The sequence below is a fragment of the Kitasatospora sp. NPDC057936 genome (genome assembly GCF_042887525.1).
Classification (GTDB): domain Bacteria; phylum Actinomycetota; class Actinomycetes; order Streptomycetales; family Streptomycetaceae; genus Kitasatospora.
In genome coordinates, this window is the sequence record NZ_JBHVPD010000006.1 from 65,672 (window position 1) to 91,650 (window position 25,979).

Annotated in this window: 20 protein-coding genes; 11 read left to right on the forward strand and 9 right to left on the reverse strand. The window is 73.8% G+C overall.

Translation table 11 applies throughout. From position 1 onward, the window contains the following. Window positions 1-4 precede the first annotated feature (4 nt). Window positions 5-214, reverse strand: coding sequence for a hypothetical protein (locus ACFVU9_RS05185; RefSeq protein ID WP_380437191.1), 210 nt, complete (start codon window positions 212-214; stop codon window positions 5-7). A gap of 155 nt (window positions 215-369) precedes the next feature. Between ACFVU9_RS05185 and ACFVU9_RS05190 the strand changes: the two genes are divergently transcribed. Next, entirely contained in the window at window positions 370-1,143 is a 774-nt protein-coding gene (locus ACFVU9_RS05190) for an SDR family NAD(P)-dependent oxidoreductase (protein WP_387590078.1), read from the forward strand. A gap of 263 nt (window positions 1,144-1,406) precedes the next feature. Continuing rightward, the gene (locus tag ACFVU9_RS05195) at window positions 1,407-3,245 is read left to right on the forward strand and encodes an ABC transporter ATP-binding protein (protein WP_387590081.1); all 1,839 of its coding nucleotides are present in this window, start codon (window positions 1,407-1,409) and stop codon (window positions 3,243-3,245) included. A gap of 99 nt (window positions 3,246-3,344) precedes the next feature. Here the strand turns inward: ACFVU9_RS05195 and ACFVU9_RS05200 are convergent, their stop codons facing one another. Next, a complete protein-coding gene (locus ACFVU9_RS05200; RefSeq protein WP_359957613.1) occupies window positions 3,345-4,013 on the reverse strand; it encodes a lysophospholipid acyltransferase family protein in 669 nt (222 codons plus the stop codon). A 188-nt stretch (window positions 4,014-4,201) separates the two neighbouring features. Between ACFVU9_RS05200 and ACFVU9_RS05205 the strand changes: the two genes are divergently transcribed. Further along, window positions 4,202-4,414, forward strand: coding sequence for an EF-hand domain-containing protein (locus ACFVU9_RS05205; RefSeq protein ID WP_359957616.1), 213 nt, complete (start codon window positions 4,202-4,204; stop codon window positions 4,412-4,414). A 131-nt stretch (window positions 4,415-4,545) separates the two neighbouring features. On the opposite strand, the gene ACFVU9_RS05210 is transcribed toward ACFVU9_RS05205, so the two are convergent. Next, window positions 4,546-6,744 (reverse strand): CDP-glycerol glycerophosphotransferase family protein, encoded by a 2,199-nt coding sequence (locus tag ACFVU9_RS05210; RefSeq protein ID WP_387590085.1) that lies wholly within the window; start codon window positions 6,742-6,744, stop codon window positions 4,546-4,548. Between the two features lie 905 nt (window positions 6,745-7,649). Between ACFVU9_RS05210 and ACFVU9_RS05215 the strand changes: the two genes are divergently transcribed. Together ACFVU9_RS05215 and ACFVU9_RS05220 are read left to right on the forward strand one after the other, a co-directional pair. Continuing rightward, the gene (locus tag ACFVU9_RS05215; RefSeq protein ID WP_359957622.1) at window positions 7,650-7,916 is read left to right on the forward strand and encodes a hypothetical protein; all 267 of its coding nucleotides are present in this window, start codon (window positions 7,650-7,652) and stop codon (window positions 7,914-7,916) included. Window positions 7,917-8,141: 225 nt separating this feature from the next. Further along, window positions 8,142-8,591 carry a YjbQ family protein gene (locus tag ACFVU9_RS05220; RefSeq protein ID WP_387590088.1) on the forward strand — a complete coding sequence of 150 codons (450 nt, stop codon included), beginning with the start codon at window positions 8,142-8,144 and terminating at the stop codon, window positions 8,589-8,591. Between the two features lie 7 nt (window positions 8,592-8,598). Here the strand turns inward: ACFVU9_RS05220 and ACFVU9_RS05225 are convergent, their stop codons facing one another. Continuing rightward, complete coding sequence (locus ACFVU9_RS05225) at window positions 8,599-9,144, reverse strand: DUF1990 family protein (protein ID WP_380437181.1); 546 nt, start codon at window positions 9,142-9,144, stop codon at window positions 8,599-8,601. Between the two features lie 219 nt (window positions 9,145-9,363). Here ACFVU9_RS05225 and ACFVU9_RS05230 point away from each other — a divergent pair, with 219 nt between their 5' ends. After that, window positions 9,364-9,582, forward strand: a complete 219-nt coding sequence (locus ACFVU9_RS05230) for a hypothetical protein (RefSeq protein WP_387590091.1) — start codon at window positions 9,364-9,366, stop codon at window positions 9,580-9,582. Between the two features lie 22 nt (window positions 9,583-9,604). Here the strand turns inward: ACFVU9_RS05230 and ACFVU9_RS05235 are convergent, their stop codons facing one another. Further along, window positions 9,605-12,649, reverse strand: coding sequence for an AAA family ATPase (locus ACFVU9_RS05235; RefSeq protein ID WP_387590094.1), 3,045 nt, complete (start codon window positions 12,647-12,649; stop codon window positions 9,605-9,607). Next, a complete protein-coding gene (locus tag ACFVU9_RS05240) occupies window positions 12,646-13,815 on the reverse strand; it encodes an exonuclease SbcCD subunit D (protein ID WP_387590097.1) in 1,170 nt (389 codons plus the stop codon). The genes ACFVU9_RS05235 and ACFVU9_RS05240 overlap by 4 nt, the downstream gene beginning before the upstream one ends. A 528-nt stretch (window positions 13,816-14,343) precedes the next feature. On the opposite strand from ACFVU9_RS05240, the gene ACFVU9_RS05245 reads away from it, so the two are divergent. The 3 genes from ACFVU9_RS05245 (at window position 14,344) to ACFVU9_RS05255 (ending at window position 17,341) form a co-directional block, all read left to right on the forward strand. Beyond that, window positions 14,344-15,333 carry a hypothetical protein gene (locus ACFVU9_RS05245; RefSeq protein ID WP_380437172.1) on the forward strand — a complete coding sequence of 330 codons (990 nt, stop codon included), beginning with the start codon at window positions 14,344-14,346 and terminating at the stop codon, window positions 15,331-15,333. Between the two features lie 208 nt (window positions 15,334-15,541). Then, entirely contained in the window at window positions 15,542-16,162 is a 621-nt protein-coding gene (locus ACFVU9_RS05250) for a hypothetical protein (protein ID WP_380437170.1), read from the forward strand. A 402-nt stretch (window positions 16,163-16,564) separates the two neighbouring features. Next, window positions 16,565-17,341 carry an SGNH/GDSL hydrolase family protein gene (locus tag ACFVU9_RS05255; protein ID WP_387590251.1) on the forward strand — a complete coding sequence of 259 codons (777 nt, stop codon included), beginning with the start codon at window positions 16,565-16,567 and terminating at the stop codon, window positions 17,339-17,341. Between the two features lie 160 nt (window positions 17,342-17,501). Here ACFVU9_RS05255 and ACFVU9_RS05260 read toward each other — a convergent pair whose 3' ends face one another. The 3 genes from ACFVU9_RS05260 to ACFVU9_RS05270 form a co-directional block, all read right to left on the reverse strand. Next, complete coding sequence (locus ACFVU9_RS05260; RefSeq protein WP_387590101.1) at window positions 17,502-18,362, reverse strand: nitroreductase/quinone reductase family protein; 861 nt, start codon at window positions 18,360-18,362, stop codon at window positions 17,502-17,504. A gap of 336 nt (window positions 18,363-18,698) precedes the next feature. Further along, window positions 18,699-19,877 carry a polysaccharide deacetylase family protein gene (locus ACFVU9_RS05265; protein ID WP_387590104.1) on the reverse strand — a complete coding sequence of 393 codons (1,179 nt, stop codon included), beginning with the start codon at window positions 19,875-19,877 and terminating at the stop codon, window positions 18,699-18,701. A 304-nt stretch (window positions 19,878-20,181) separates the two neighbouring features. Then, complete coding sequence (locus tag ACFVU9_RS05270) at window positions 20,182-22,008, reverse strand: AMP-dependent synthetase/ligase (protein ID WP_387590107.1); 1,827 nt, start codon at window positions 22,006-22,008, stop codon at window positions 20,182-20,184. Between the two features lie 430 nt (window positions 22,009-22,438). On the opposite strand from ACFVU9_RS05270, the gene ACFVU9_RS05275 reads away from it, so the two are divergent. Together ACFVU9_RS05275 and ACFVU9_RS05280 are read left to right on the forward strand one after the other, a co-directional pair. Beyond that, the gene (locus ACFVU9_RS05275; RefSeq protein WP_387590110.1) at window positions 22,439-25,555 is read left to right on the forward strand and encodes a nitrate- and nitrite sensing domain-containing protein; all 3,117 of its coding nucleotides are present in this window, start codon (window positions 22,439-22,441) and stop codon (window positions 25,553-25,555) included. Continuing rightward, window positions 25,552-25,974: a roadblock/LC7 domain-containing protein gene (locus ACFVU9_RS05280; RefSeq protein WP_380437774.1), complete on the forward strand. Its 423-nt coding sequence runs from the start codon at window positions 25,552-25,554 to the stop codon at window positions 25,972-25,974. Before ACFVU9_RS05275 ends, ACFVU9_RS05280 begins: the two co-directional genes overlap by 4 nt. The last annotated feature ends 5 nt before the right edge of the window (window positions 25,975-25,979 follow it).

The window sequence follows — 25,979 nt, forward strand, 5'->3', positions numbered from 1 at the left end:
CGGGCTACCGGCTCGGCCGCTCCTCGGGCCGCTTCGGGCTCGGCTCCTTGGGCGACAGCAGGAGCAGCAGCGCGACCGCGGCGTCGGGGCGGTACGTGGGCGCGTCGGTCACGACGGCCTCGTCCTCCACCATCAGGCTCGCGAGTGTGACGGCCTCGACCGGCGTCGCGCTGGGTGACACCGGGCCCGCTTCGGTCCGGAACTGAGTAAGCATCAGGCATGCCTCCTCACGCGGATGTCATCACCCGGTTGGGCGATGCCCCTGTCCGACCTTACGAGCCGGGCCGGGGCCGTGCATCCGCAGTCCGCTGAGCAGGGATGTTGCCCTGGGTGTGGGCCCGGTCGCGGCGAGTCGGTACGGTCGGGGGCATGACCACAGCCTTGATCACCGGCGCGACCGCCGGCATCGGAGCCGCGTTCGCCCGCCGGCTCGCCCGCGGCGGCTACCGGCTCGTCCTGGTGGCCCGCGACACCGAGCGCCTGGAGCGCACCGCCGCCGACCTGCAGGGGAAGTACGGCGTCGAGACGGAGGTGCTGACCGCCGACCTCGCGACCGACGAGGGCATCGGCGCCGTCGAGGCGCGGCTGGCCGACGCCGCCCGCCCGGTGGACCTGCTCGTCAACAACGCGGGCTTCGGCAACCGCGGCGCCTTCCTGACCGTCCCGCTCCAGGACGAGCTGGACATGCTGAAGGTGCACGTCGAGGCGGTCCTCCGGCTGACGACGGCGGCGCTGCCCGGGATGCGCGACCGCGGCCGGGGCGCGATCATCAACGTCGCCTCCGTGGCGGCGTTCCTGCCGCGCGGCACGTACGGGGCGAGCAAGGCGTGGGTGGTGAGCTTCACCCAGGGGGTGCTGCGCGACCTCGGCGGCAGCGGGGTGCGGATGATGGCGCTGTGCCCGGGCTTCACGCGGACCGAGTTCCACGAGCGGGCCGGCATGGGCACCGGCAACATCCCGTCCTGGTCCTGGCTCTCGGCCGAGCGGGTCGTGGAGGAGGCGCTGCGCGACCTCGGGCGCCGCCGGTCGGTGTCGGTGCCGGGCAAGCGGTACAAGGCCGCGGTGGCGCTGGCCCGGGTGCTGCCGTCCGGGAAGCTGGGCGGGCTCTCCAACAAGGCGGCGCGCACCTACCGGACGGACTGACCGCGCGGAACGGACCGACCGCGCCAGGCGGGTGGAACGGGCGCGGCGGGCGGGACGGGTGGACGGGGCGGACGGACCGACCGGTCGGCCGCGCCAGGCGGGTGGACGGGCGGCCCCCGTTCACCCGCGGCACACGGCGTGATCGGGCGGGCGGCCACGCGCGCCGCGGGAATAGGGCGACCCTCACTATTAGCTAGTCTAACTATGAGCTACTCTCGCTATGCTGGCGGCCGCCCGGCTGCCCGACCCCCGGAGGTCCGCCCTTGAGGCCCGACAGAATCGACTGGACCCCGTCCCCCCGCGACGAGGGCGAACCACGCCCGCCCGCGCAGTGGCGGCGCATCCTCGCCCTCTTCCGCCCCTACGCGGGCCGCCTCGCCACCGTCGGACTGCTGGTCGGCGCCTCCGCCGTCGTCTCGGTCGTCTCGCCGTTCCTGCTGCGCGCCGTCCTGGACACCGCGATCCCGCACGGCCGCACCGGCCTGCTGAGCGTGCTCGTGCTCGGCATGATCGCCGCCGCCGTCGTGAACAGCGTGTTCAACGTCCTCCAGACGCTGATCTCCACCACCGTCGGCCAGCGCGTCATGCACGACCTGCGCACCGCCGTCTACGGCCACCTCCAGCGCCAGTCCCTCGCGTTCTTCACCCGCACCCGCACCGGCGAGGTGCAGTCGCGGATCGCGAACGACATCGGCGGCATGCAGTCCACGGTGACGTCCACCGCCACCAGCCTGGTCTCCAACTTCACCGCCGTCGTCGCCTCCGTCGTCGCGATGGTCGCGCTCGACTGGCGGCTGACGGTCGTCTCGCTGCTCCTGCTCCCGCTGTTCGTCTGGATCAGCCGCCGGGTCGGCAACGAGCGCAAGAAGATCACCACCGAGCGGCAGAAGCAGCTGGCCGCGATGAGCTCGGCGGTCCAGGAGTCGCTCTCGGTGAGCGGCATCCTGCTCGGGCGCACGATGGGCCGCTCCGGCTCCCTCGCCCGGGAATTCACCGAGCAGTCCGACCGCCTCGCCGACCTGGAGGTGCGGGCCAGCATGGCCGGGCGCTGGCGGATGAACACCATCCAGATCGTGATGGCCGCGATGCCCGCCGTCATCTACTGGGCGGCCGGACTGACCGCCGCCGGCGGCGCGCCGATCGTCTCGGTCGGCACCCTGGTCGCCTTCACCACGCTCCAGCAGGGCCTGTTCCGCCCGACCGTCGGCCTGCTCTCCACCGGCGTCGACGTCCAGACCTCGCTCGCGCTGTTCCAGCGCATCTTCGAGTACCTCGACCTCCCGGTCGAGATCGCCGAACGGCCGCGGCCCGTGACCCTGGACCGGATCCGCGGCGAGGTCCGCTTCGAGGGCGTCGACTTCCGCTACGACGGCGGACAGGAGCGCCCCACGCTCGCCGGGGTCGACCTCACCGTCCCGGCCGGGAGCTCGCTCGCCGTGGTCGGCGAGACCGGCTCCGGCAAGACCACCCTCAGCTACCTCGTCCCCCGGCTGTACGACGTGACCGGAGGCCGCGTCACCATCGACGGCGAGGACGTGCGCGACCTCTCTTTCGACACCCTCGCCCGCGCCGTCGGCGTCGTCTCCCAGGAGACGTACCTCTTCCACGCCTCCGTCGCCGAGAACCTGCGCTTCGCCAAACCGGACGCCACCGACGGCGAACTCGTCGAGGCCGCCCGCGCCGCCCAGGTCCACGACACCATCGCCGGCCTGCCCGAGGGCTACGACACCCTGGTCGGCGAACGCGGCTACCGCTTCTCCGGCGGCGAGAAGCAGCGCCTCGCCCTCGCCCGCACGATCCTGCGCAACCCGCCCGTCCTGATCCTCGACGAAGCCACGAGCGCGCTCGACAACCGCACCGAGCGCGCCGTCCAGGAGGCCGTCGACACCCTCTCCGCGGGCCGCACCACGATCACCATCGCCCACCGGCTCTCCACCGTGCGCGGAGCCGACCAGATCGCCGTCCTCGACCACGGCGCGGTCGTCGAACTCGGCACCCACGACGAACTGGTGGCGCTGGACGGCCGGTACGCGGCCCTGCTGCGCCGCGAGGCACCCCAGGTGCCCGACGCCCCGGAGTCGGCGGTCCTGGGGCACGTCTGACGAGCCGGCCCGAGGCCGGAGGTACGTGTGACGGGCCGGTCCGGAGCCTGGGGTACGTCTGACGAGCCAAAGTGAGGCGAGGGGACCCGACGGCCGCGGCTACGCCGCCTTCGGCGCCTCGTTGTAGCCCTCCGCGACCTCCTGGCCGGACAGCCGCTGGATCGCCGCCATCACCTCGTCGGTGACCTGGCGGCGGGCCCTGGCCGAGCGCGCCTGCCCGTGCAACTCGTCGAAGTGCAGCGGCTCACCGAAGCGGACGGTCACCTTCTTGAGGCGCGGCACCCGCTTGCCCACCGGCAGGATCTGCTCCGGCCCCTCCAGCGCCACCGGCACGACCGGCACGCCCGCCGTCAGCGCGAGCCACGCGACGCCCGTCTTGCCGCGGTAGAGGCGGCCGTCGAGCGAGCGGGTGCCCTCGGGGTAGATGCCGAAGGCCTTGCCGTCCTCCAGGATCTCCAGCGCGGACTCCAGGGAGGCCTGGGCGGAGCGGTAGGTGCCGCGCTCGACCGGCACGGCGCCGATCGCCTCGAAGAAGCCCTTGGAGAGGCGGCCCTTGAACCCCGGGGCGGTGAAGTACTCGGCCTTGGCGAGGAAGTGGACCCGGCGCGGGGCGGTCAGCGGGATCACCACGCTGTCGATGAACGACAGGTGGTTGCTGGCGAGGATGACCCCGCCCTTGCGCGGCACGTTCTCGACACCTTCGATGACCGGCCGCCAGATGCCGCGCGAGACGGGTTTCAGCACCAGCCTGGTGACGAGATCGAGCATGGTCCCTCCCTGGACGAACGAGCGCCCGGGAGGAGCCCGGGCCGGTATCGGTTCCGCAGACTACGCCACCGGCCCCGCCGCCCGTCCACTCCCTCAGGGCGTGGCCCGCGCCACGGACGGTGCACCGGGGCCGGGTAGGGTACGCCCGTCCGAACACCGCACAACCCGCAGTTCCCAGGAGGGCAACCATGCAGAGCACCGAGGAGATCAAGGCGCTCTTCGACCGTTTCGACAAGAACGGCGATGGCAAGATCACTCCGGCCGAGTACGCGCTGGTCGCGAACGAGATGGGCGACCACGACGTGACGCTGTCGATGGCCGAGGCGCTCATCCACGCCATGGACACCCACCACCAGGGCTACCTGACCTTCGACGAGTTCCTGGCCGCCCGCCGGGGCTGAGCCCGCCGTGACGGGGCCGGTCGCCGTACCGGCGGCACCGGCCCCGATCGCCTGACGAATGACAGCTGACAGATAACAGATTTCGAAATCTGTTATCTGTCAGCTGTCATTCGTTTGCCGGTCGTTCTCCGTCAGCCCGCGACCGGGAACACCCGGCGCACCACCCGCTCCGCCGCCCCGCCGTCGTCCCACGGGCAGAACTTCGCCCGGAACCGCGCCCGCGCCGCCGGATCCGCGTCGCCCGCGAGCAGCGCCGTCGCCAGCCCGTCCGCGTCCACCGTGACCGCGCCCGGCGGCTCCGCGAACAGGTCGAAGTACACCCCGCGCACCCGCCGGTAGTCGTCCCAGTCCGGCGCGAACACGACGATCGGCCGGTCCAGCACGGCGTAGTCGAACATCATCGACGAGTAGTCCGTCACCAGCACGTCCGCCGCGAGGTAGAGGTCCTCCACGGACGGGTGCGCCGAGACGTCCACGATCTCCGCCGCGTCCTCGCCCGCGACCAGGTCCCCCGGGCCGGTGGTGTGGAAGTAGTGCGTGCGCACCAGCAGCGTGTACGAGGGGCCGAGCCGCCGGGCCAGGTCCTTCACGTCCAGCAGCGGCACGTAGCCGCCCTGGCCCTCGCGGTGCGTCGGCGCGTACAGCACCGCCGTGCGGCCCGGACGCAGGCCGATCCGCTCGCGCATCGCGCGAACCTCGTCCGGGGTGGCGTTGGCCAGGCGGTCGTTGCGCGGGTAGCCGGTGTCGAGCGTCTCGTAGCGGCCGGGGAAGGCGCGGGCGAAGTGCTCGCTGGTGTGCGGGTTGGAGGAGACGAGGAAGTCCCAGCGGTCGACGGCCTCCTGGAGTCGGTCGAAGTCCATGCCGTCGGCGGCCTCGGGATGGTCCCGCAGGTCCATGCCCATCGCCTTCAGCGGGGTGCCGTGCTGGGTCTGGACGTGCACCGTGCCCGGCCGCTTGGCCATCGTGTGCGGGAAGTTGACGTTGTTGACGAAGTACCGGGCGGTCGCCATCACCTTGAGGTAGGCCGGGGTGTTGACGATCACGTACGGCACCCCGGCCGGCATGGCCGCGGCCTGCGTGCGGTTCTCCACGACCCACACACCCCGGATCTCCGGGACGAGTTCCTTCGCCTTCTCGTAGATCGCGGCCGGGCTGCACGCGTAACCCCGGTGCCAGTACGCCGCGTAGACCGCGAGGGTGTCGTCCAGCGGCAGCCGGCGGAACGCGTTGTACGCGGTGAACCGGGCACCGCTGCGCACCCCCTTGCGCACCGCCGGCGCCACCGCCCGCGCGCCGCGCTTGAGTTCGCGCGGCAGCCGCCCGGTGCGGCGCAGCTCCGCGTAGGCGATCCGCGCGCCGCGTGCCGCCAGCCGGTACTGCACGCCGCGCACGCCGCCGGGGAACTGGTAGTCGTCCGGCCGATGGTGGGCGAAGTGCCGGGAGATGCTGTGGAAGAAGTCCTTGCGCCGCTCGACCGGCACGAGCCCGGGGGTGTCGTAGACGTTGAGCGCCTGGCGGACGGTCCGGTCGAAGACCAGCGTGCGCAGCGACTCCGGGACGGGCCGGCCGGGGCGGTCCGGGCGGTCCAGGAACGCGAAGATCGCGTCGTACTGGGCGAACACGTCGGCGTGCTTGGGGGAGGCGGTCGCGGTGATCGCGCCGTCCCGGTTGCGGCGGTAGACGTAGCAGGGGCGGTCGACGTAGCGCAGCCGCTCGGCGGCGAGCAGCGCGGGGTAGGTGACCGAGATGTCCTCGTAGTAGCCGCGCCCGAACGCGACGCCGAGGCCCTCCAGGTACGCGCGGCGGAAGACCTTGTTCCACACCGACATCACCGTCTGGAACAGCGCCGGGTGCTCGGCGAGCGTGCAGCCCTCGACGAGCGGGGAGCCGAGCAGCACGTGGCGCCAGGGGTTGGGCTCGGTCGCGCCGTCCGGGTAGACGTGGGTGAAGTCGGTGACCAGCACGTCGGCGGGGACGGCCTGGCGGCCCTCGTGGCGCAGCTCGTCCAGGACCACGCTGACGGTCCGCTCCGGCAGCCAGTCGTCGCTGTCGACGAACCAGACGTACTCGCCGCGCACGAGCGGCAGGGCGGCCGCACGGGCGCCGCCGAGGCCCTGGTTCTCGGTGAGGTGCAGGACCCGCAGGCGCGGATCGCGGGCGGCGTACTCGTCCAGGATCGCGCCGCAGCCGTCGGGGGAGAGGTCGTCGACCGCGATCACCTCGAAGCGCGACTCCGCGGCGGGGGTGTCGCCGAGGATCGAGTCGAGGCAGCGCGGCAGGAACCGCTCCACGCCGTGGACCGGGAGCACGATGCTGAGGAGGAGTGACACGCTGGCCGAGTCTACCGACCGCCCGGACGTGACCTCTGAGCTGGGCTTCAGCCGGGGCGAGGGGGCTCCGGAGCGGGGTCGCCGAGAAGGGCTGCGCAGCGGTCGGGGGTGATCCGGGGCTCGCGGCGGACGGTGGTCCTCGTGTCCGGTCCTCGTGTGCGGTCCTGCGCCCGGCCCTGAACCCGGAGCCGCCGGTGCCGGGCCCTGGTGGGGGCGGCACCGGCAGCCTGGTGGCGGCCCGGCCGACCCTCTACGGCCGGCCGCCGGTCCGGGCACCCGTCCGAGCCTGGCCGCCGCAGCGTCGAGGCGGCCGGGCAGTGGCTCGGGGGAGCCGGAGTCCTTCATCATTCGAACACGCAGTTGGGCAACGTGCGAGCCCTGCGCGTAGAAAGAGATATTGCTTGGAGGTTACGCCGGAGTCAATCCCTCGAATGTGTTCACTTCATGAATGATCCAATTCGGTGATCGCTCCGGTGGAGTGATACCCATGGTGCTGGTGGTCCGTCCTCCGGGGCGACCCCTGTCCGGCTCCTGTCCAGCCCCTGCCCAGCCCCTGTCCTGTTCCCCGCCCCGTGCTTCGCCGACCCGTGTGCCGACCCCTCCGTCCTCCCGCGCGCGACCCCTATATACCGGCCGCGCCACCGGGCACTCCCGATGATCCCGTGCGCCGGGCGCGTGCCTCGTGACCGGGCGCCGGGTCCGTACCTCCGAAAACCGCTGACGGAGGGCCGGTCGTGCACCCATCATTGATGCCTAGTCGTGACCGGTCCGGGTGGCCCCTGGTGCATCGTCAGTTGACGCCGCACGATACGGTGGCACAACACCAAGGACGGTTGCGCGAAGGCCGTCCGTCACGGATAGTCTTCGCCTCACGGCCCTGGCGCCTCGTAGGGGTGGGAAAACTGATGGAACACATGCAAGTGCGGACTCGGCCCCGTGTGCCGGCGATCCAGTGCGGTGTCGGCGCGACCGGCCGCCGGATCGAACGACACCTGGCCGTGCTCGGCGCGCCCGCCGTCCCGGCGGTGGACACCGCCGAGGCGCTCGGGCTGATAAGGGAGCTGACGCCGCGCGGCGCCGGCGCCCCGGCGTCGCCGCGCCGCCACGTACGGGTGTCGCTGCTGGCGCCCCTGCGCAGGCTGCGACGGAGCCTGTTCGGCGGTCGCGGCTAGGACCCGAGGCCTCACGGCCTCCGGCCCGACCCGCACCCCGGCACCCGGCCCGGCGGACCACGAGGACCGTCGGGTCTTCGTCGTGCCCGGACGGGTCCGGGTCGGCGGGCCGAGTGCCGCCGGGCGGAGAGCTCCTTGGCCGAGTGGTGCTCGTCCCACTCGAGTGGTGCTCGTTCCAGCGGCGCTTGCGCGAACCGGCGGACGGCTTCCGGCAGGATGGCGCTCATGGCGGACAACATCCACTCCCACCCCACCAGCCCCTTCGAGACCACCACCTTCGAGATCACCACCGGCAGCCGCGAGGTCGCGCTCGACATCACCGACCGCTGCGCCGCGTTCCTCACCGAGCGGGCCGCCGGCCGCGATGGCCTGCTCAACGTCTTCGTCCCGCACGCCACCGCCGGCATCGCCGTCCTCGAGACCGGTTCCGGCAGCGACGACGACCTCCTCGCCACCCTGCGCGACCTGCTCCCCGCCGACGACCGCTGGCGCCACCGCCACGGCAGCGCGGGCCACGGGCGCGACCACGTCGTGCCCGGACTGGTCGCCCCGCACGCGACCCTGCCGGTGATCGGCGGTCAACTCGCGCTCGGCGTCTGGCAGTCCGTCGTCCTGGTCGACACGAACGGGGACAACCCGCGCAGGACCGTCCGGCTGTCCTTCCTGGGCGGCTGAGCGGACGTCAGACGCGGGACGCGACGGCGGCGAGGTAGCGCTCGATGGCCAGGTACTGGCACAGCGCCGCGACCGGACGGCCCAGGCGGGCGTACCAGGCGGCCAGCCGGGAGAAGGCGGCCACCTCGAACCACACCTCGCCGTCGGCGTCCATCGACACCAGGAACGACTCCTCGCCGCACTCGGGGTGGCCGGGCAGCGTGCCGTAGGCGAAGCCGATCCGGTCCGGCTCGTCCACCGTCCACACGACGCGGCAGGGGATCACGAGGCGCGGCCACCGGCTGCCGGGCAGGGCGATCCGCAGCAGGACCGTGGCCCCTTCGGCGGCGGGCGCGTGCGGGTGGACGGCGAAACCGGTGCCCAGCTGGCTGCCCCAGCCGAGGACGTACCGGCCGGCCCGCTCCAGCACGTCGGGGCCGTGGCCCAGGTGCACGCGGCGCCGCAGGTGCGCGTACCCGTGGGGGAGCGGCCCGCCCCGGGTGGCTCCGACCTCGGGATACGTCGGCGCGGCGGCGCGGGCGGCGGTGAGGCGCTGGTGGAGATCTCGGCCCATGGGGGCCACCGTAGCCGGGGGGCCCGGGGCGGATGGCGGCGGGGTTGGGGCCGGGTGGGGCGCGGGTTGGCGCTCGGTAGGCAGGGGGCGGCGGACGGCGAACAGATAACAGATGACAGATGTTGAAATCTGTCATCTGTTATCTGTTCGCCGTCATCTGTCGTCCGTCAGCCGCCCCCCGCCTTGCCGCACACCGGGCGCGATGAGTAGGAAGGCGGCATGAGCGATACGGAGACGAACGAGGACACGGCCGTCTGCGCGCCGGCTCCTGCCGAAGGTGCCGAGGCCGCCCTGGTGCACGACCCGGCGCTGACCGGTCCGCGCGCCGCCTGCGTCCTGTGCGGCGAGCCGACCGAGCTGCCCGCCGACCACCCGGGCACCACGCTCTGCCCGGTCTGCGCCTGGCAGCAGGCTCAGCGGATCGCCTGCTCGGGCTGAGGCCGCCCCTTCCGGGCGCGTCTCAGGCGTCCTCCCGCCCGGCCAGAGCGAGGGTCGATCCGTGCCGCCCCTTGTGGACCAGCAACTGGGCCGGGATGCGGGTGCGCAGGTCGGCGACGTGGCTGACGATGCCGACGGCCCGGTCGCGTTCGCGCAGTCCGTCGAGCACGTCCATGACCTCCTCCAGCGTCTGCTCGTCCAGAGTGCCGAAGCCCTCGTCGATGAAGAGCGTGTCCAGCGGCATGCCGCCCGCCTCGTCGGTGACGACGTCGGCGAGGCCGAGGGCGAGGGCGAGCGAGGCGAAGAAGCTCTCGCCGCCGGAGAGGGTCGCGGTGTCGCGCTCGGTGCCGGTCCAGGCGTCGACGACGCGCAGGGCGAGCCCCGAGCGCTTGTTGCCGGTGCCGCGGTCGTCGCTGTGGACGAGGGTGTAGCGGCCTCCGGACATCCGGACGAGCCGGTCGCTCGCTGCCGCCGCGACCTGCTCCAGCCGCGCCGCCAGGACGTACGACTCCAGGCGCATCCGCAGCCGGTTCTCGGTGGAGGTGCCTGCGGCGAGCGCGGCGAGCCGGTTGATCCACTCGAACCGGACCAGTGCAGGCGCTAGCTCCTCCGCCAGGGCGGCGAGTTGCGCACCGATGGTGGCCAGCGCGGCACGGCGCTCGCCGGCCGCGGCCTGGGCGGCGTGGGCGTGGCGCAGTCGTGTCGTGGCGGTGTCGAGCGCGGCCTGGGCGGCGGGCAGGTCGGCGTCCGGGCGCTCCGCGGCCGCGGCGAGCTCGGGCAGCGCGAGTTCGCGTTCGACGGAGGCGAGTTCGGCGCGGTGCCGGTCCAGCCGGGCCTCCAGCTGCTCGCGCTGTCCGCGGGGGAGCATGACGGCGAGTGCGTCGCCGGCGCTGGGGAATCCGGCCGCGGCGGAGGCCTTGGCGAGTTCGTCCTCGGCGTCGGCCAGCCGGGCCGCCGCCTCCGCGCGGGCGCGGACCGCCGTGACCGCCGCCGCGACGTCGTCGGCGAGCCGGGCGAGGGCTGCGGCCCGTTCGGCGACGGAGGCGGCCTCGCCCCGGGCGGCGGCCACCCGGGCGGCGAGCTCCCGCTGTTCGGTGCCGAGGGCCTGGAGGCGGTCGGTGAGGACGGCGCCGCGCTCGCGGGCCTCGCGCAGTTCGTCGTGGCGGCGGGCGCGGTCGTCGGAGAGCCGGCCGATCTCCCGCTCGACCCGGCCGAGCGCCTCGGCGGCCCGCAGCGCCTCGTGATGCTCGCGGTCCAGCGTGGCGAGGGCGTCGGCGACGGTTCGGGCGTCGTCCGGTCCGGCCGTTCCGGCGGCCGTCGCCTCGCGGACCCGCAGCGCGGTGAGGGCCTGGTCGGCGTCGGTCGCGGCCTGCTCGGCGGCGCTTTGGGCGGCGCGGGCCCGGTCCTCGTCGGCCGCGCTGACGCGCTCGCCGGGAGCGGCCAGGGCGGGTGCCGGGTGCTCGGCCGAGCCGCAGACCCGGCAGGCCTCGCCGGTCCGCAGCTGCTCGGCCAACTCGGCCGCCATGCCCACGAGTCGGCGCTCGCGGAGGTCCTGGCTGTACTCGCGGGCGTCCAGGGCGGCTTCGCGCAGCGCGTGCGCGCGCGGTTCGGCGGCGGAGATCCCGGTCCGCAGGCCGTCGCGTTCCCGGGCCGCCTTCAGCCGGGCGGCCAACTCGACGCGCCTTCCGTCCAGTTGCTCGACGCGGGCGCCGGCCTCGCGGGCCGCCGTCTGCTCCGCCTGGAGGCGGACCAGCCGGCCGTCGAACTCGGCCAGCCAATCCTCGGCCTCCTCGGCGAGGTCCTCGGCGCGGAGCCGCTCCTCGTCGGCGGCCCGCTGCTCGCGGGCGAGTTCGACACAGTGTCGCTCGTCGGCCCTGGCGGCCTCCAGGCGGACCACCTCGGCCCGCAACCGCCTTTCGGTATCGGCCAGTTCGGCGGCGTCGGCCTCGCCGAGCCCCATGGTTGCGGGTTCGCGGACGTCTCCGGTCAGCGCGGCCCGGTGCCGGTGCTCGGCCTCCTGCGCGCGGCCGTGCGCCTCGGCGGCGTGCTCGCGCAGGCGCAGCGCCGACTCCACGCCGACGGCCGCCTGCGCCGCCGCCAGCCGCTGCCGGTCGCGCGCCGCCTCCGGTTCGAACCCGGCGAGCCGCTCCGCCCGTTGGCGGGCCTGCCGGTGGCGCTGCTGGCGCCCGGACAGTTCCTCGGCGGCCTCCCGCTCGTGCTGGGCCTCCACGTGGGCCGCCTCGGCGCCCGCGAGGGCGGCGTCCGCGACGGCCTGCTGCTCGGCTGCCCCGGCGCGCAGGATCGCCGCCCACCCGAGCACGCCCGCCGTGAGGTCGGCGCGGTCGTCGTCGGCGGCCACCCAGCCGTCGGCCGCTTCGGCGCCGGGCCCCGCCGCCTGCTCGGCCTTGCTCGCGAGGTCGCGCAGCCGGCGCCGGCCGGCCTGGACGGCCGCCTCCTGGGAGCGCCGCTGCTCCGCCAGCCACGCCTCGACGTGCTGGAACCGCTCGGTGTCGAACAGCCGGCGCAGCAGCTTGCCGCGTTCCTCCGAATCCGCCCTGAGAAAGCGCGCGAAGTCCCCCTGCGGCAGCAGGACGACCTGGCAGAACTGGTCGCGGTTCATGCCGACGAGCCGGTGGATCTCCTCGCCGGCCTCCTGGTGCGACTTGCTGAGCGCCCGCCAGCCCGGGGTGCCGTCGCCGGTGTCCGCCGCCCATTCGCGCAGCAGGGTCTGCGCCCGCTCGACGGTCGTGCCGGTGCCGACCTTCTTCGGCCGCCGCTGCTCCGGGAGCCGGGTGATCTGCAGGCGCCGCCCGCCGATCGTCAGCTCCAGCCGGACCTCGGTGAGGCGGTGCGGGTCGGCGTGGTCGCTGCGCAGGCGGTTGGCCCGGCGGCTGCCGGGCACGTCGCCGTAGAGGGCGAAGCAGACCGCGTCCAGCACGCTGCTCTTGCCCGCACCGGTCGAGCCGCGCAGGAGGAACAGCCCGCTGGCGGCGAGCGCGTCGAAGTCCACCGTCTCGGCGCCCGCGAAGGGGCCGAAGGCGGTCACGGTGAGCCGGTGCAGCCTCATCGGGGCAGGTCCGCCTTCCGCTCGGCGCTCTCCCGCACGCTCTCGAACCCGGCCTGCAGCCAGTCGAGTTCGTCCTCGTCCGGATCGGAGCCCGGGCGCACGTGCCGCAGGAAGCCCTCCGCGATCTCCAGGTCGGCCCGCCCGCCGACCCGGGCCGCGTACGACTGCGAGGGCTCCGCCGGCGTCTCCTCGGGGTCGAACAGCAGCTGAAGGGTGTGCGGGAAGCGGCGGCGCAGGCGCTCCATCGGCTCGCTCGGGCGGGCCGCGTCGGTCAGGGTGGCCTGCACCCACGACTGCTCGTGCTCCGCGTACCTCTCGTCGGTGAGCAGGGCGTCGAGCGTGTCGCGCAGGGTCGCCAGGGGGCGCGGCCGCGGGCAGTCCACGCGCTCGGCGGTGACGGAACCGTCGGCGCCGAGGTCGACCAGCCACATCGTCTTGCGCTGCCTGGCCTCGGAGAAGGAGTAGGCGAGCGGGGAACCGCTGTAGCGCAGGTGCGGCGCGAGCGTCTGGCAGCCGTGCAGATGGCCGAGCGCGGCGTAGTGCACGCCGTCGAAGACCGAGGCGGGCACGGCCGCGACGCCGCCGACCGCGATGTCGCGCTCGCTGTCGCTCGGCGTGCCGCCGGTGACGAAGGCGTGCGCCAGGACCACCGCGCGCGTGCCCGCCGGCCGGGTGGCGAGGTCCTCCCGGACCCGGTCCATCGCGGCGCCGAGCACGGCCGCGTGCCCGCCGCGCTCCAGCCCGAAGCCCTCGCGCACGAGCGTCGGCTCCAGGTACGGCAGCCCGTAGACGGCCACCGGGCCGTGCTCGTCCGCCAGCAGTACGGGGTCGGCGCACTCGCCCGGATCGGTGCGCAGGTGGATCCCGGCGCGGCCGATCAGCCCCGCGCCGACGCCGAGACGGCGCGCCGAGTCGTGGTTGCCGCTGATGAACACCGTCGGCACGCCGAGCGCGGCCAGCCGGTGCAGCACGTCGTCGAACAGCGCGACCGCCTCCAGACCGGGCAGTGCCCGGTCGTACACGTCCCCGGCGACCAGCACGGCGTCGACGCGTTGCTCCTCGACGACCGCCACCAGGTGGTCGAGGAACGCGCGCTGGGCGTCGTGGAGGCTCTCCCGGTGGAACGAGCGCCCCAGGTGCCAGTCGGAGGTATGCAGCAGTCGCATGGTCCCCGACCCTAACCTCCGGCACCGACAATCCCGGCCGGAACCGTGGACCCGGGCACCCCGGGACGGTGCGACCGGGCGGGCACGTCCGATTGTCAGTGACGGTGTGTATGTTCCTCGTCGCGGACGGTCGCGTCCGTGGCCGGTCGGCGTGGCCGGCCGGAAGCACTTCGGGTGGGTCGGGGAGAGGAGCACGGCATGTCGGTGCGGGTTCTGGTGTCGGGGATGGTCCGCGGGCGGTGCTCGCGGTCGCTCGTGGAGACGCTCGCGGGAGCGTGTGGTGCATGGAGGGCGCGCGGGCAGTCACGAGCGCGCCCGTCGGCGGCGCGGTGGAACCGCCCCGGTGGGGACGGGCCCCGCGCGGGCGGACCTCGCTGGAGTGGGCCCCGGGCGAACGCGCCGGGGCGTGGCGGCGCCGGGCCCGGCGGGGTAGGTGGCGGGCGTCCGCCGGGCGGTGGGGCCGGCGGTGGTGGAGCCGGGGCCCGAGGGAAGCGGCGGCGTGGCCTGGCGCGTGGGGCGCCGCCGCCGGTGCCGGTGGCTTTGGCGGTCCCGGCGCGGGCCGCGGACTTCACCGGGCTGGCCGGGCACGGCCTGTTCGGCGGCCTCACGCACCGGGAGTACCTGCGGCTGACGGAAGACCTGCTGCGCGGGCTGCGCCGGCAGGGGGTGGAGGTGCACCTGCGGGTCATGGAGGCCGAGGACTACGCGGACTACTGCGACGCCTTCGGCCTCGACCCGGCCACGCCCGCCGCCCGGGTCGCGTACGCGGGCGACCCCGAGCTGGCCGGCGAACCCTTCGTCTACGCGGGGGAGCCGCTGGCCGAGCTGGTCCCGCTGCTGCTGGAGGACCACCGGGCCAGGGTGCGGATGTCCTTCGCCTGCGCCGTCCTCCTGGAGGCGGTCGGCGACGACGACGCGGGGCAGCGGCACCTCGTGGCGGTCATGGAGTACGCCACGACGGTGTTCGTGGCGCTGGCCGAGGGCGCGGGGGAGGGGTTCCACCTCCTGACGCTGCGCTTCCACGGCCCGGAGGACGGCGAGCAGCTCACCGCGGCGGCCGAGCTGTGCGTCGAGGCGGGCATGCTCTTCCCGGGCGGCCGGGACACGGAGGCGTTCTGCGTGACGCTGGCGGCGGGCGTGGCCGTCGCGGGCGGCGGCGCGCTGTTGCTGCACGGCGACGCCGGGCCCGAGGGGCCGCCGGTGCGGGGCTGGGCGCTGGTGCGTGGACGGCTGCGGCCGATGAGCGCCCACGAGGTGTTCGACGAGCTGGCCGACACGATCGGGCGGGGCGTGCCGTTCCCGCCCGGGGTGCTCCCGCGGCCCGGTTTCCCCCTGCCGTCCTTCCCGGGGCGCGCGGCGCCGTGGGAAGGGCCCGACGACGGCGGTGCGGGCGGAGCGGAGCCCGCCGGCGGTGGCTCGCCGGGGAACGGTTCGCCCGGCGATCGTTCGGCCGGGGACGGCCGGGCCGGGGAGCGTCCGGACGACGCCTCCGAGGGCGGAGGTGAGCCGCTGTCCTGACCAGGGCTTTTCGTCCTCCGCGTCCACCAAGCGGAGCTGGGGACTGTTCATCGACCGCCTGTTCGGGGAAGATTTCGGGGAAGATCAACAGCTGGAGCGCGCGGCACCCCACGCCGCCGCTTCCGCCGCTCCGCCCCGTACCGCGCTCCGCAGGTCCGCCCAGCGCCCCGTCGGTCCCGGCCGAGCCCGACACCGAAAGGGGGGACGCATGAGCCGGATCGAGTACAGCGCGGAGGTCGCCGAGCTGCTCGGCAAGGTGCGCCGGCGTCCCTCCGCGGGGTGGCCCTGGCGGCCGGGTGAGCAGGTGCCCGAGGGGCTGCCGGTCAAGCAGTCGTGGGGGTGGCTCTTCGCCCCCGACGGCCGGGTGCTGACCCTGGTCAACCCCCGGGACGGCATCTGCTCGCTGCCCGGCGGCTCGCTCGAACCGGAGGACGCGGGCGACCCGGCCTCCGCCCTGGCCCGGGAAGCCGCCGAGGAGGCCCAGGCCGTCATCGGGCAGCCGTACTACCTCGGCTACCTCTACGACCGGGTGGGCTCCGCCAACGGCGGGAACGAGTGCGCCCGGGTGCGGATGGCCGCGGCGCTGCGGGCGGTCGGCCCGAGCACGGCCGACCCGGCGTCCGGCCGGCACTACCGGCGCCTGCTCGTCGCCCCCGGGCTCGCGGTCGAGCTGCTGGGTTGGGGCGAGCCCGGACTGCGCCAGGCGAGGGCGGCCGTCGCGTGCGCCGTTCGGTGGCTCGGCGTGCCCGCGGCCGCGAACGAGACGATCGAGGAACTGCCACTGGAGGGCTGCGAGGTCTTCCCGGGCACCGTCTACTCGAAGCACTGACGTTCGCCGTCCGCCACCTGCCACGCGCGGTGGAAGGGCACGGCTGAGCGAGCCATCGGTGGTATCGCGCAACGCACCTCTCGGAATCCCTCTCTGAGCACCTCTCAACGCTCCGATCGACGCGTCGCTCAAGCCTGCGCTCAAGCCTGTACTCAAGCCCGCGCTCAAGCGTGCGCTTAAGGCCGGCCAAAGCGCGTCCCTCGGCGCCCGCCTGGTGCGTACACGCGCGCACCGGCGCTGAACAGCGCCAATACGCGCTCTGTGAAGAGGCGTTCACTCCAGCGTTGTCAGACTGACCGTCAATATCCTTGGCATGAGCGCTTCCCGAGCTTGCTACCGCCTGGTATCAAATCTGTGACCCACATCACGCCAGGAGGTTTCATGCTGCGCCCCACCCGTGCCATGGCCGCCACCGCGATAGCGGCCCTCCTCACGCTCACCACGTTCTTCGCAGCCACGTCCGCGAGCGCGGACGCCGTCAACTACGTCGCCCTCGGGGACTCGTACTCCGCGGGTGTCGGTTCCGGGAGCTATCTCGGCGACAGCGGCAGCTGCAAGCGGAGCGCCAACGCCTATCCGTACCTGTGGCAGAGTGCCAACTCGCCGTCCTCCTTCAGTTTCGTCGCCTGCTCGGGCGCGAGAACCGGAGACGTCCTCAACAGCCAGGTCTCCGCCCTGAATTCCTCGACCACGCTGGTCAGCATCACCATCGGCGGCAACGACGCCGGCTTCGCCAGCACGATGCAGACCTGTGTGCTCAGCTCCGAGAGCTCCTGCCTCAGCTCGGTCTCGGCCGGTGAGGCCTACGCCCAGAACACCCTGCCCGCCCAGCTCGACCGGGTCTACTCGACGATCCACGCCAAGGCGCCCAACGCGCACGTCGTGGTCCTCGGGTACCCGCACCTGTACGAGATCGGCGGCAGCTGCATCTTCGGCATCGGCGACACCAAGCGGTCCGCCATCAACGAGGCCGCCGACGTGCTCGACGGCGTCATCGCCAAGCGTGCCGCGAACGCCGGCTTCACCTTCGCCGACGTGCGGGACGTCTTCAGCGGGCACGAGATCTGCGGCTCGCTGGACACCTGGCTCCACAGCACCACGTGGCCCATCGACGAGAGCTACCACCCGAACTCCTCGGGCCAGGCCTACGGGTACCTGCCGGTCTTCTCGCAGTCGTGACGGCTGACGGCTGACGGCCGGCAGATGACAGATGACAGATAACAGATTTCGAAATCTGTTATCTGTCATCTGTTCGTCCACTCCTGTCCCCGCCACTCCCAGGTAACGGCCGGCGCTCACCTAACCGCCGGCGCTCACCCAACCGCCGGCGCCCGGCCCCTCAGTGCATCGGTGGGAACGGAATCCCGGCGAGCGCCGGCAGCAGCTCGGCCTCCTCGTACGCGAGGTGGGCCTCCAGCTCGGCGGCCATCCGGTCCACCTCGGCCCGCAGCCGCTCCGGCTCCTCGACCTCGATCCCGGCCAGCAGGGCGACCAGCTCCTCCTTGATCCGCCCGATGGCCCGGTGCTGCTCGCCCAAGAGGTCCAGCGCCCCGGCAAGTTCGGGATGGCTGCGCGCCAGCGCCGGGAGGATCGCGGCGTCCTCGCCGCGGTGGTGGTGCGTCAGCCCCTCGCAGAACGCCAGGCAGTGCTGCCGTAGTTGGATCCCGAGGCTCGCCCTCCGCCCCGCGACGTGCGCCTGCGCCTCCTCGCGGACGTACCGCAGTTGCGCGCGCAGCCAGGTGTGCGCCTCCAGGAGCTTGTCGGCGAGGCTGTGCACCTCCCGTGTGGGCGTTTCGGGCCGTTCCAGGACGACGACCGGCAACTCCCGCCCCGCATGGGCCTGGTAGTCGCCGTATCCCGGCGCGACCCGCACGGCGGCAGCGAACAGCTGCTCCCGCCGCGCCCCTTCCGCCGGCACCGCGATCACGTCGAACGCCTCCGTGCCGAGCTCGACCCGGACGACGGGATGGGCGAGCAGGTTGCGGTACCACTGCGGATCGTCCGGCGCCCCGCCCGCCGACGCGACGACGACGAGTTCCCCATCCTCCCGGACGTACCCCAGCGGAACGGTGTGTGGCCGCCCCGATCGGGCCCCGGTGGTGGTGAGGAGCAGCAGGTCGCCGCCCTCGAACGGCCCGCCGACCTTCCCGCCGTTGGCACGGAACTCGTCAATGACACTCTGGTTGAACGAAATAGGCATACGTGTGTGGTGAAGTCTCCGAACGAGTAAAGGAGTCAAGGCCACACGCGAGTGCCGCGAAGCACACGCGTACGCGGACACCACGGGTGGCCGCGTACGTCAGGTCAGGGGAGCGGAGAAAGTCCTCATCGCGCATCGTCCCTCGGAGTAAGGTACCGGCTCGGCTGTCGGCCGGCCCACTTCTCTGTGGCCGACGCCGCGCTGCACGCCTCCATTAGAGCCATGCCGCGATCGCCCTGTCAACGAGCAAGATCGGCAGGCGAGTCGAGTGACGGCGCCGCCCCTCCTCGGGTGGAGACCGGGTACGAGAGGGGCGGCGGCGCGCTTCCCATGGGGTCAGTGCAGGTAGTCGATCAGCCCGGCGGGCTTGAGGCCGGCGGCCTGGGCGGCGGCGAGTGCGCGCGGGAGGTCGGTGGCGAGGGTGTCGGTCCAGTGCATCAGGACGACGTCGCCGGGCTGCAGGGTGCCGGGGTGCCAGATGTTGGAGGCGCCCCAGCTGAAGTCGGCGTCGGCGGTGAGGACGGTGCGCATGCCGCAGTTGGCCGCCGCCTGCAGGGTGTCGGCGTTCCAGGCGAAGTAGGGCGGGCGGAAGACGGTCGGGGCCGTGCCGAAGGCGCGGGTCATGGCGTCGCGGGCGTCGCAGATCTCGACCTGCTGCTGGGCGAGGGTGAGCGTGGTGGGGTCGGTGTGCGAGACGCTGTGGTCCTGGATGGAGGAGCCGGGCACGGCGGTGACGCGCTGGAAGAAGCCGGGGTCGGTGCCGGCGGGCATCGGCAGCGGGAAGGCCGTGATCGGCAGGTGGTTGTCGGCGATGAACTTCTCCGCCTCGGGGGTGCGCGTCCAACCGTCGTCGACGGTGAAGAAGACCACCTTGTCGGTGGTGGGCACGGACCCGAGGGGCGTGGCCGGGGCGGGTGCGGGGCCGTCGACGTGCACGTCGTCGACCGAGAACGGGCCCTCCTGGTACCAGCCGTGGACGTAGAGCCGGATGCTGCGCGCGTTCGGACCGGTCGTGAACCGGGTGGTGAGCTGCTGCCAGCCGCCGCCGGTGGTCTCGGTCCAGGCGGGGGCGACGTCGTGGCCGGTGCCGGTGGCGCCCAGGTAGACGAAGCTGCCGCGTACCCAGGCGGAGGCCGTGTACGTGGTGTTGGGCTGGACGGAGACGGTCTGGGCGCACTCGCCGGTGGAGTCCGCGTTCGCCGGCGTGACGGTCAGCGCGGAGGTGCCCGTGTGCGGGGCGGTGGTGGTGACGGCCGCCTCGGCCGGACCGCCCGTGCAGGTCCAGCCGGCGATGGCGCCCCAGTCGGACAGGTTGGGCGCGGGCAGCTCGAAGCCGGGGTTGGTGGCCAGGTTGACGATGGGGGCGGCGGCCGCGGAAGGGGAGCCGGTGGCGGAGGGCGCGGCCGTCGCCATGGGAGCGGCGGCGGTCACGAGCGCCACGGACGCCGCCAGTGCGGACAGGCGCGTGGACAGGCGCGTGGACAAGTGCGCGGACAGACGTGTGGACAGGGACACGTGAAGACTCCTGCGTGTGGGGGAAGCACGCCCGTGGGGAGGGCGTGACGGAAGCGGTGGCCGTCGAGACGCCGAAGCGTCGAACCGTGGAAACGTCGAACCGTGGAAACGCTGAACCGTCGAAAGCTGGAACCGTCGTACCGGGGCGCTCCCCGAGGGGCGGGAGCGGGAGGTGGTGCGCCGCACTCTGACCGAGGAGAAACAATGGACTGGACCAATCGGTCCGTCAAGGGAATCCCGTCGAACGGCTCCGCCAACCGTCCCCGAATCAACTACAGGGCTGCAAACCGGACAAGACGGCACGTCAGGGGACGTACAGTTCCTCGATGTCCGCCGCGTAGTGCTCCGCGATCGCCGCCCGTCGCAGCTTCAGCGACGGGGTGAGCAGCCCCTGCTCCAGGCCGAACTCCCGTGGCAGCAGCCGGAACGCGCGGATCGACTCGGCCCGCGACACCGCCGTGTTCGCCGCCGCCACCGCGCGCTGGATCTCGGCGTGCAGCTGCTCGTCCGCGAGCACCGCCCACGGGTCCAGCAGCTCCCGTCCGTTCGTGCGCAGCCAGTGTGCCAGGGCGGCCGGGTCGAGCGTGATCAGCGCGGCGATGTACGGGCGGTCGTCGCCGACCACCAGGCACTGGGAGACGAGCGGGTGCGCCGACACCCGTTCCTCCAGCGCGGCGGGGGCGAGGTTCTTGCCGCTGCTGGTGACGATGAGGTCCTTCTTGCGGCCGGTGATGGTGAGGTACCCGTCCTCGTCGAGGTGGCCGAGGTCCCCGGTGGCGAACCAGCCGTCCTGCAGCGACTCCGCGGTGCAGCGCGGGTGGTTGAGGTACCCGCCGAACACGGACCCGCCACGCACCCACACCTCGCCGTCGTCCGCGATCGCCACCGAGGCGCCGGGGATCGGCCGGCCGACCGTGCCGAGCTTCTGCCGCCCGGTCGGGTTGGCGGTGATCGCGGCGGAGGTCTCGGTCAGCCCGTAGCCCTCGTACAGCTGGAAGCCGGCGCCGGCGAAGAACAGCGCGAGTTCGCGGCGCAGCGACGAGCCGCCGCACACGATGCTGCGCGCCCTGCCGCCGAGGACGGCGCGCAGCCGCGGGTAGAGCGTCTGCTCGTAGGCGAGGTGGCGCAGGCGCAGCCGGGGGTTCGGTCCTGGGCCGCGGCCGAAGAGCTTCTGCTCCCTGGCCGCCGCCCAGTCGACGGCCACCTGCCGTGCCTGCTCGAAGAGTTCGCCGCGTCCGGCGTCCTCGGCGGTGCGCCGGGCCTGCTGGAAGATCTTTTCGAAGACGTACGGGACGGCGTGCAGGAAGGTGGGCCGGAAGGAGGCCAGGGCGGGCAGCAGGGCGTCGGTGGAGACCTCGGGGACGTGGCCGATCCGGAATCCGCCGCGCATCGCCGCGACCTGCACGGCCCGCCCGTAGACGTGCGCGAGCGGCAGGAAGAGCAGGGTGGAGGGCTGGCCGCCGGAGGGGTCCTGGAAGACGTCGCTCCAGCCACCGAGCAGGGCGTCGGCCTCGGCGGCCAGGTTGGCGTGGGTGATCAGGCAGCCCTTGGGGCGTCCGGTGGTGCCGGAGGTGTAGACGACGGTGGCGATGTTCGAGGCGGCGACGCCGAGTCGCTGGCGGTGCACGAGGGCGTCGGGCACGCCGAGCCCGTCCTCGGTGATCGCGCCGACGCAGTCGCGGTCGAGCTGCCAGATGCCGCTGAGGTCGGGCAGGGCGTCGCAGACCGCGCCGACGGTCATCGCGGCGTCCTCGTCCTCGACCAGGCAGGCGACCGACTGGGTCTCGGCGAGGATCCAGCGCACCTGCTCGGGCGCGGCGGTGGGGTAGACGGGGACGGTGATCGCGCCGATCGACCAGAGCGCGTAGTCGAAGAGCGTCCACTCGTAGCGGGTGCGGGACATCAGGGCGACCCGGTCGCCGTAGCGCACGCCCCGGGTGAGCAGGCCCTTGGCGAGGGCGAGGACCGCGTCGCGGAACTCGCGGGCGGTGACGTCCCGCCACGCGCCGTCGGCGGTGCGCAGGGCCAGCTGGGGGAGGGCGGGGGTGCGTTCCGCGGTGTCGTAGAGCGAGTCGGCGAGTCCTCCGGCGGCCTCGGGTGCGGCCAGGGCCGGGGTGGTGAACTCGCGCACGTTCCTCCCCGGTTCGCGTCCTCCGGCGCTCGCCCGCGTCCCGCTCGCGGCTGCCGTGGAGCCGAAACTATCGGATCGTCCCGCGGCTGCCCAGGGTTGTGTCGGTGACGCGACGAGATCGGCACAAGGGCGTACGGAAAGTGCCGTACGTCCGTACGGAGAGCGTCGTACGCGGGTGCGACCGAGGGCCGCGCCCGGACGGTGGGGGCCGCCGCCGTCCTGACGTGTGCGGGGCAAGTGAAGACGAGAAGGATTTCGGCCCTCGAACGAGTGGTCAGGGCGTAGTAGGCTCTCGCAGACCTGTGGCCGGGCCCCCGGCCAGGCCCGATCCGTACCCGACCCCCGAACCGGGCTCCCCACCGCCCGTGTGCTCGCCCCGCTCCGCCCACCCTCCCCCTTCCGCGCCTGGCACTTCCCGACCGAGGACTCCATGCGTCTGCGTAGCAGCTCGATCCGCGCGAAGATCATCGCGCTGCTCCTGGTGCCCATCGTCGCGCTCACCGCCCTGTGGGTGTACGCGACCATCGCCACCACCGGAGACGTCTGGAACCAGCTGGAGCTCAGCCGTACGTACAAGGAGTTCGGCGCCCCCGCCGACCAGTACGCCACCGACCTGCAGAACGAGCGCCGCGCCGCCGTCCAGCGCCTCGCCGACCCGGGCTCGCGCGCCGCCCGCGACGCCTACGACCGGGCCAAGGCCGACACCGACCGCGACCTCGGCGTCCTGCGCGACAAGAAGGAACGCATCGGCGGCAGGCTCTCCACCGCCCAGCGCGGGCGCCTCCTGCAGATCCTCGCCGCCGCCGACCAGATGGTCCCGCTGCGCGCCCAGGTGAGCCGCTCGGCGCTCAACTGGGAGTTCGCGCTCGACCAGTACAGCGACCTGGTCAAGCCGGTGTTCGGCTTCCGCTCCGCGTTCGTCGCCCAGCAGAGCGGCCAACTCCCGCGCCAGGGCACGATCCTGATCGAGCTCGTGCGCGCCCGCGAGTACCTGGCCCAGGAGGACGCCGCGATGGAGGGCCTGCGCACCGGCACCGCCCGGCCCACCGCCGAGCAGTACCAGACCGCGCTGGACGCCCTGCACAACCAGCAGGCGCTGTACACCGTCTACATCGCCGAGCTCGAACCCGCCGACCAGGCCGACTACATCGCCCTGCGCGGCGGCGACACGTGGGCCGCGCTGGTGCGCGCCGAGGCCGACTTCGTCGGCGCCGGCGGCCCCGCCAACGTCGCGCAGGCCATCAACGGCGACTCCTGGCGGGAGACCGCCGACCGCGCCCTCGGCGACCTCGCCGCCGTCAACTCCCGCATCGCCGACGGCATGGCCGAGCGCGAACAGTCGTATGCGACCGGCCTGTTGTGGCGCGGCGGGATCGCCGGCGCGGCCGGCCTGGTCGCCATCGTGCTGACGGTGCTCATCTCCTTCCGGATCGGCCGCGGCCTCGCCCGCGAGCTGATCGGCCTGCGCAACGCCGCCAACGAGCTCGCCACCACCCGCCTGCCCGCCGTCATGCGGAGGCTGCGCCGCGGCGAGGCCGTGGACGTCGCCGCCGAGGCGCCGGAACTGCGGTTCGGGCAGGCCGAGATCGGCCAGGTCGGCCAGGCGTTCAACGCCGTGCAGCGGGCCGCCGTCGAGGCCGCCGTCGAGCAGGCCGACCTGCGCCGCGGCGTCTCGGCCGTCTTCGTCAACCTCGCCCGGCGCAGCCAGGTGCTGCTGCACCGCCAGCTGACCCTGCTGGACACCATGGAGCGCCGCACCGAGGACCCCGCGGAGCTGGAGGACCTCTTCAAGGTCGACCACCTCACCACTCGCATGCGCCGTCACGCCGAGGGCCTGATCATCCTGGCCGGCGGCTCGCCGGGGCGCGCCTGGCGCAAGCCGGTGCGGATGGTGGACGTCGTGCGCGCGGCGGTCGGCGAGGTCGAGGACTACGCCCGCGTGACGGTCCGCCCGTTCCCCGGCACCGGACTGCTCGGCAGCGCCGTCGCCGACGTGACCCACCTGATCGCCGAACTCGTCGAGAACGCCGCGGTGTTCTCCCCGCCGAACACCCAGGTCACCGTCCAGGGCGAGGTCGTGGCGCACGGCTTCGCGCTGGAGATCGACGACCGCGGGCTCGGGCTGAGCGGGCCGGCGCTCGCCGAGATCAACGAACGCCTCGCCGTGGAGCAGGAGTTCGACCTCGCCGACACCGACCGACTGGGCCTGTTCGTGGTCAGCCGGTTGGCCCGGCGGCACGGCATCCGGGTGCACCTTCGGCCCTCGCCGTACGGCGGGACGACGGCCGTCGTGCTCGTGCCGCGCGAGCTGCTCGCGGAGGCACCGGACGGGCCGGCCGAGCCCTCGCAGGCGGGGCGGCGTCCGGTGGCGACGGCCCGGCGCGGCCAGCGGGACCTCGTGGCGGTGCCGGGAGGCGCGGCCACGGCGACGTCCTCCGAGGTGTCCCCGGCGGTGTCCTCCGAGGTGCCCTCGGTGGTGCCCGGTCCGGCTCCGGGTGACGGAGCGCCGGGTGCTGCTGCGAGCGCTGCGAGAGGCTCCACGGGCGGGAAGCACCGCGTCACCGGCGGGCCGCGGCCGTCCGCGGCCGAACCGGCCCGGACGCCGGGCGGGCTGCCGCGGCGGGCGTCGCGGACGAAGGGCGGGCCGGTGCTCGTCCCGCCGCCGGGCTCGGAGGGCCGCGGTTCGACGGGCGGCTCGGCAGGTGGTCCGGCAGGTGGTCCGGACGGCGGCTCGGAGGGCACCGGGCGCCACCGCCGGGCGGAGATCCTGCCCGCCGTGGGTGCGGCGGCTGCCGGGCCTGCGGACGTCGCGGTCGGTGATGTGGTTCCGGAGGCTCGGGCGGTTCCGGTGGACCTGGATGCCCTGGCGGCTCCGGCGGCCCCGACGGTCTTGGGGGAGCAGCCGGCCGCCGGTGCGCGGACCCCGGGCGGACTGCCCCGGCGGGTGCGGCAGGCGAACCTCGCGCCGCAGCTCAAGCAGCAGATGAAGGAACGTCTCCGCGGCGGGCGCGCCGAGGACGCGCGACCGTCCGAGGACCCGGTCGTCCGGGCGGCACAGGAGGCCGAGCGGGCCGCCCGGGAGGCCGAGCGCGCGCGGGAGCGGTCGCCGGAGGAGGCGCGGGCCACGTTCGCGTCGTTCCAGCGCGGGTTCACCCGGGGTCGCGGCGCCACCAGTCCGTCGTCGGCCGCGTCGTCGTCGGGCCCGACGAGCCCGTCGCCGACGCCCGAAGGCCGGCCCGCCGTCACGTCCGTCCCGGTCTGGCAGCCGCCGGGCACCTCCCGGCGGGCGATCAGCCCGGCGCCCGCCCCGGCGGCCCTCCCCGCACCGCCCGACGGCAGCCGGGCGCCGCTTGCCCGTCGCCCACCGGCGGGCCCACCGGTCCGCCTGGTACCGCCGGCCGGTCCCCTGGGGCCCTCCGGCCCCTCCCGTTCCGGTGCACCCGGGACGGACGCGCAGACACCACCAGTACGACCGGAACGACCAGTACGACCGGTTCGACCAGCACCACCCGTAACGCCCGCTCCAGCGGAAGGAACTGATACATGACCATCTCGACCCAGCCGTCCGGGGACCTCAACTGGCTCCTGGACGACCTGGTGGGACGCGTCGCGGCCCTGCGGCACGCGGTGATCCTCTCCAGCGACGGCCTGGCCACCGGCGCCTCCCGCGGTCTCGAACGCGAGGACGCCGAGCACCTCGCCGCCGTCGCGGCCGGCTTCCACAGCCTCGCCAAGGGCGCCGGCGGGCACTTCAAGGTCGGCGGGGTCCGCCAGACCATGGTCGAGCTCGACGAGGCGTTCCTGTTCATCACGGCGGCTGGCGACGGCAGCTGCCTGGCCGTGCTGAGCGAGGCCGAGGCGGACATCGGCCAGATCGCCTACGAGATGGCCCTGCTGGTCAAGCGGGTCGGCGAGCACATGGCCGCCGAGCCGCGCACCGAAGCCGCGCTGCCGCCGGGGAGATGATCGGT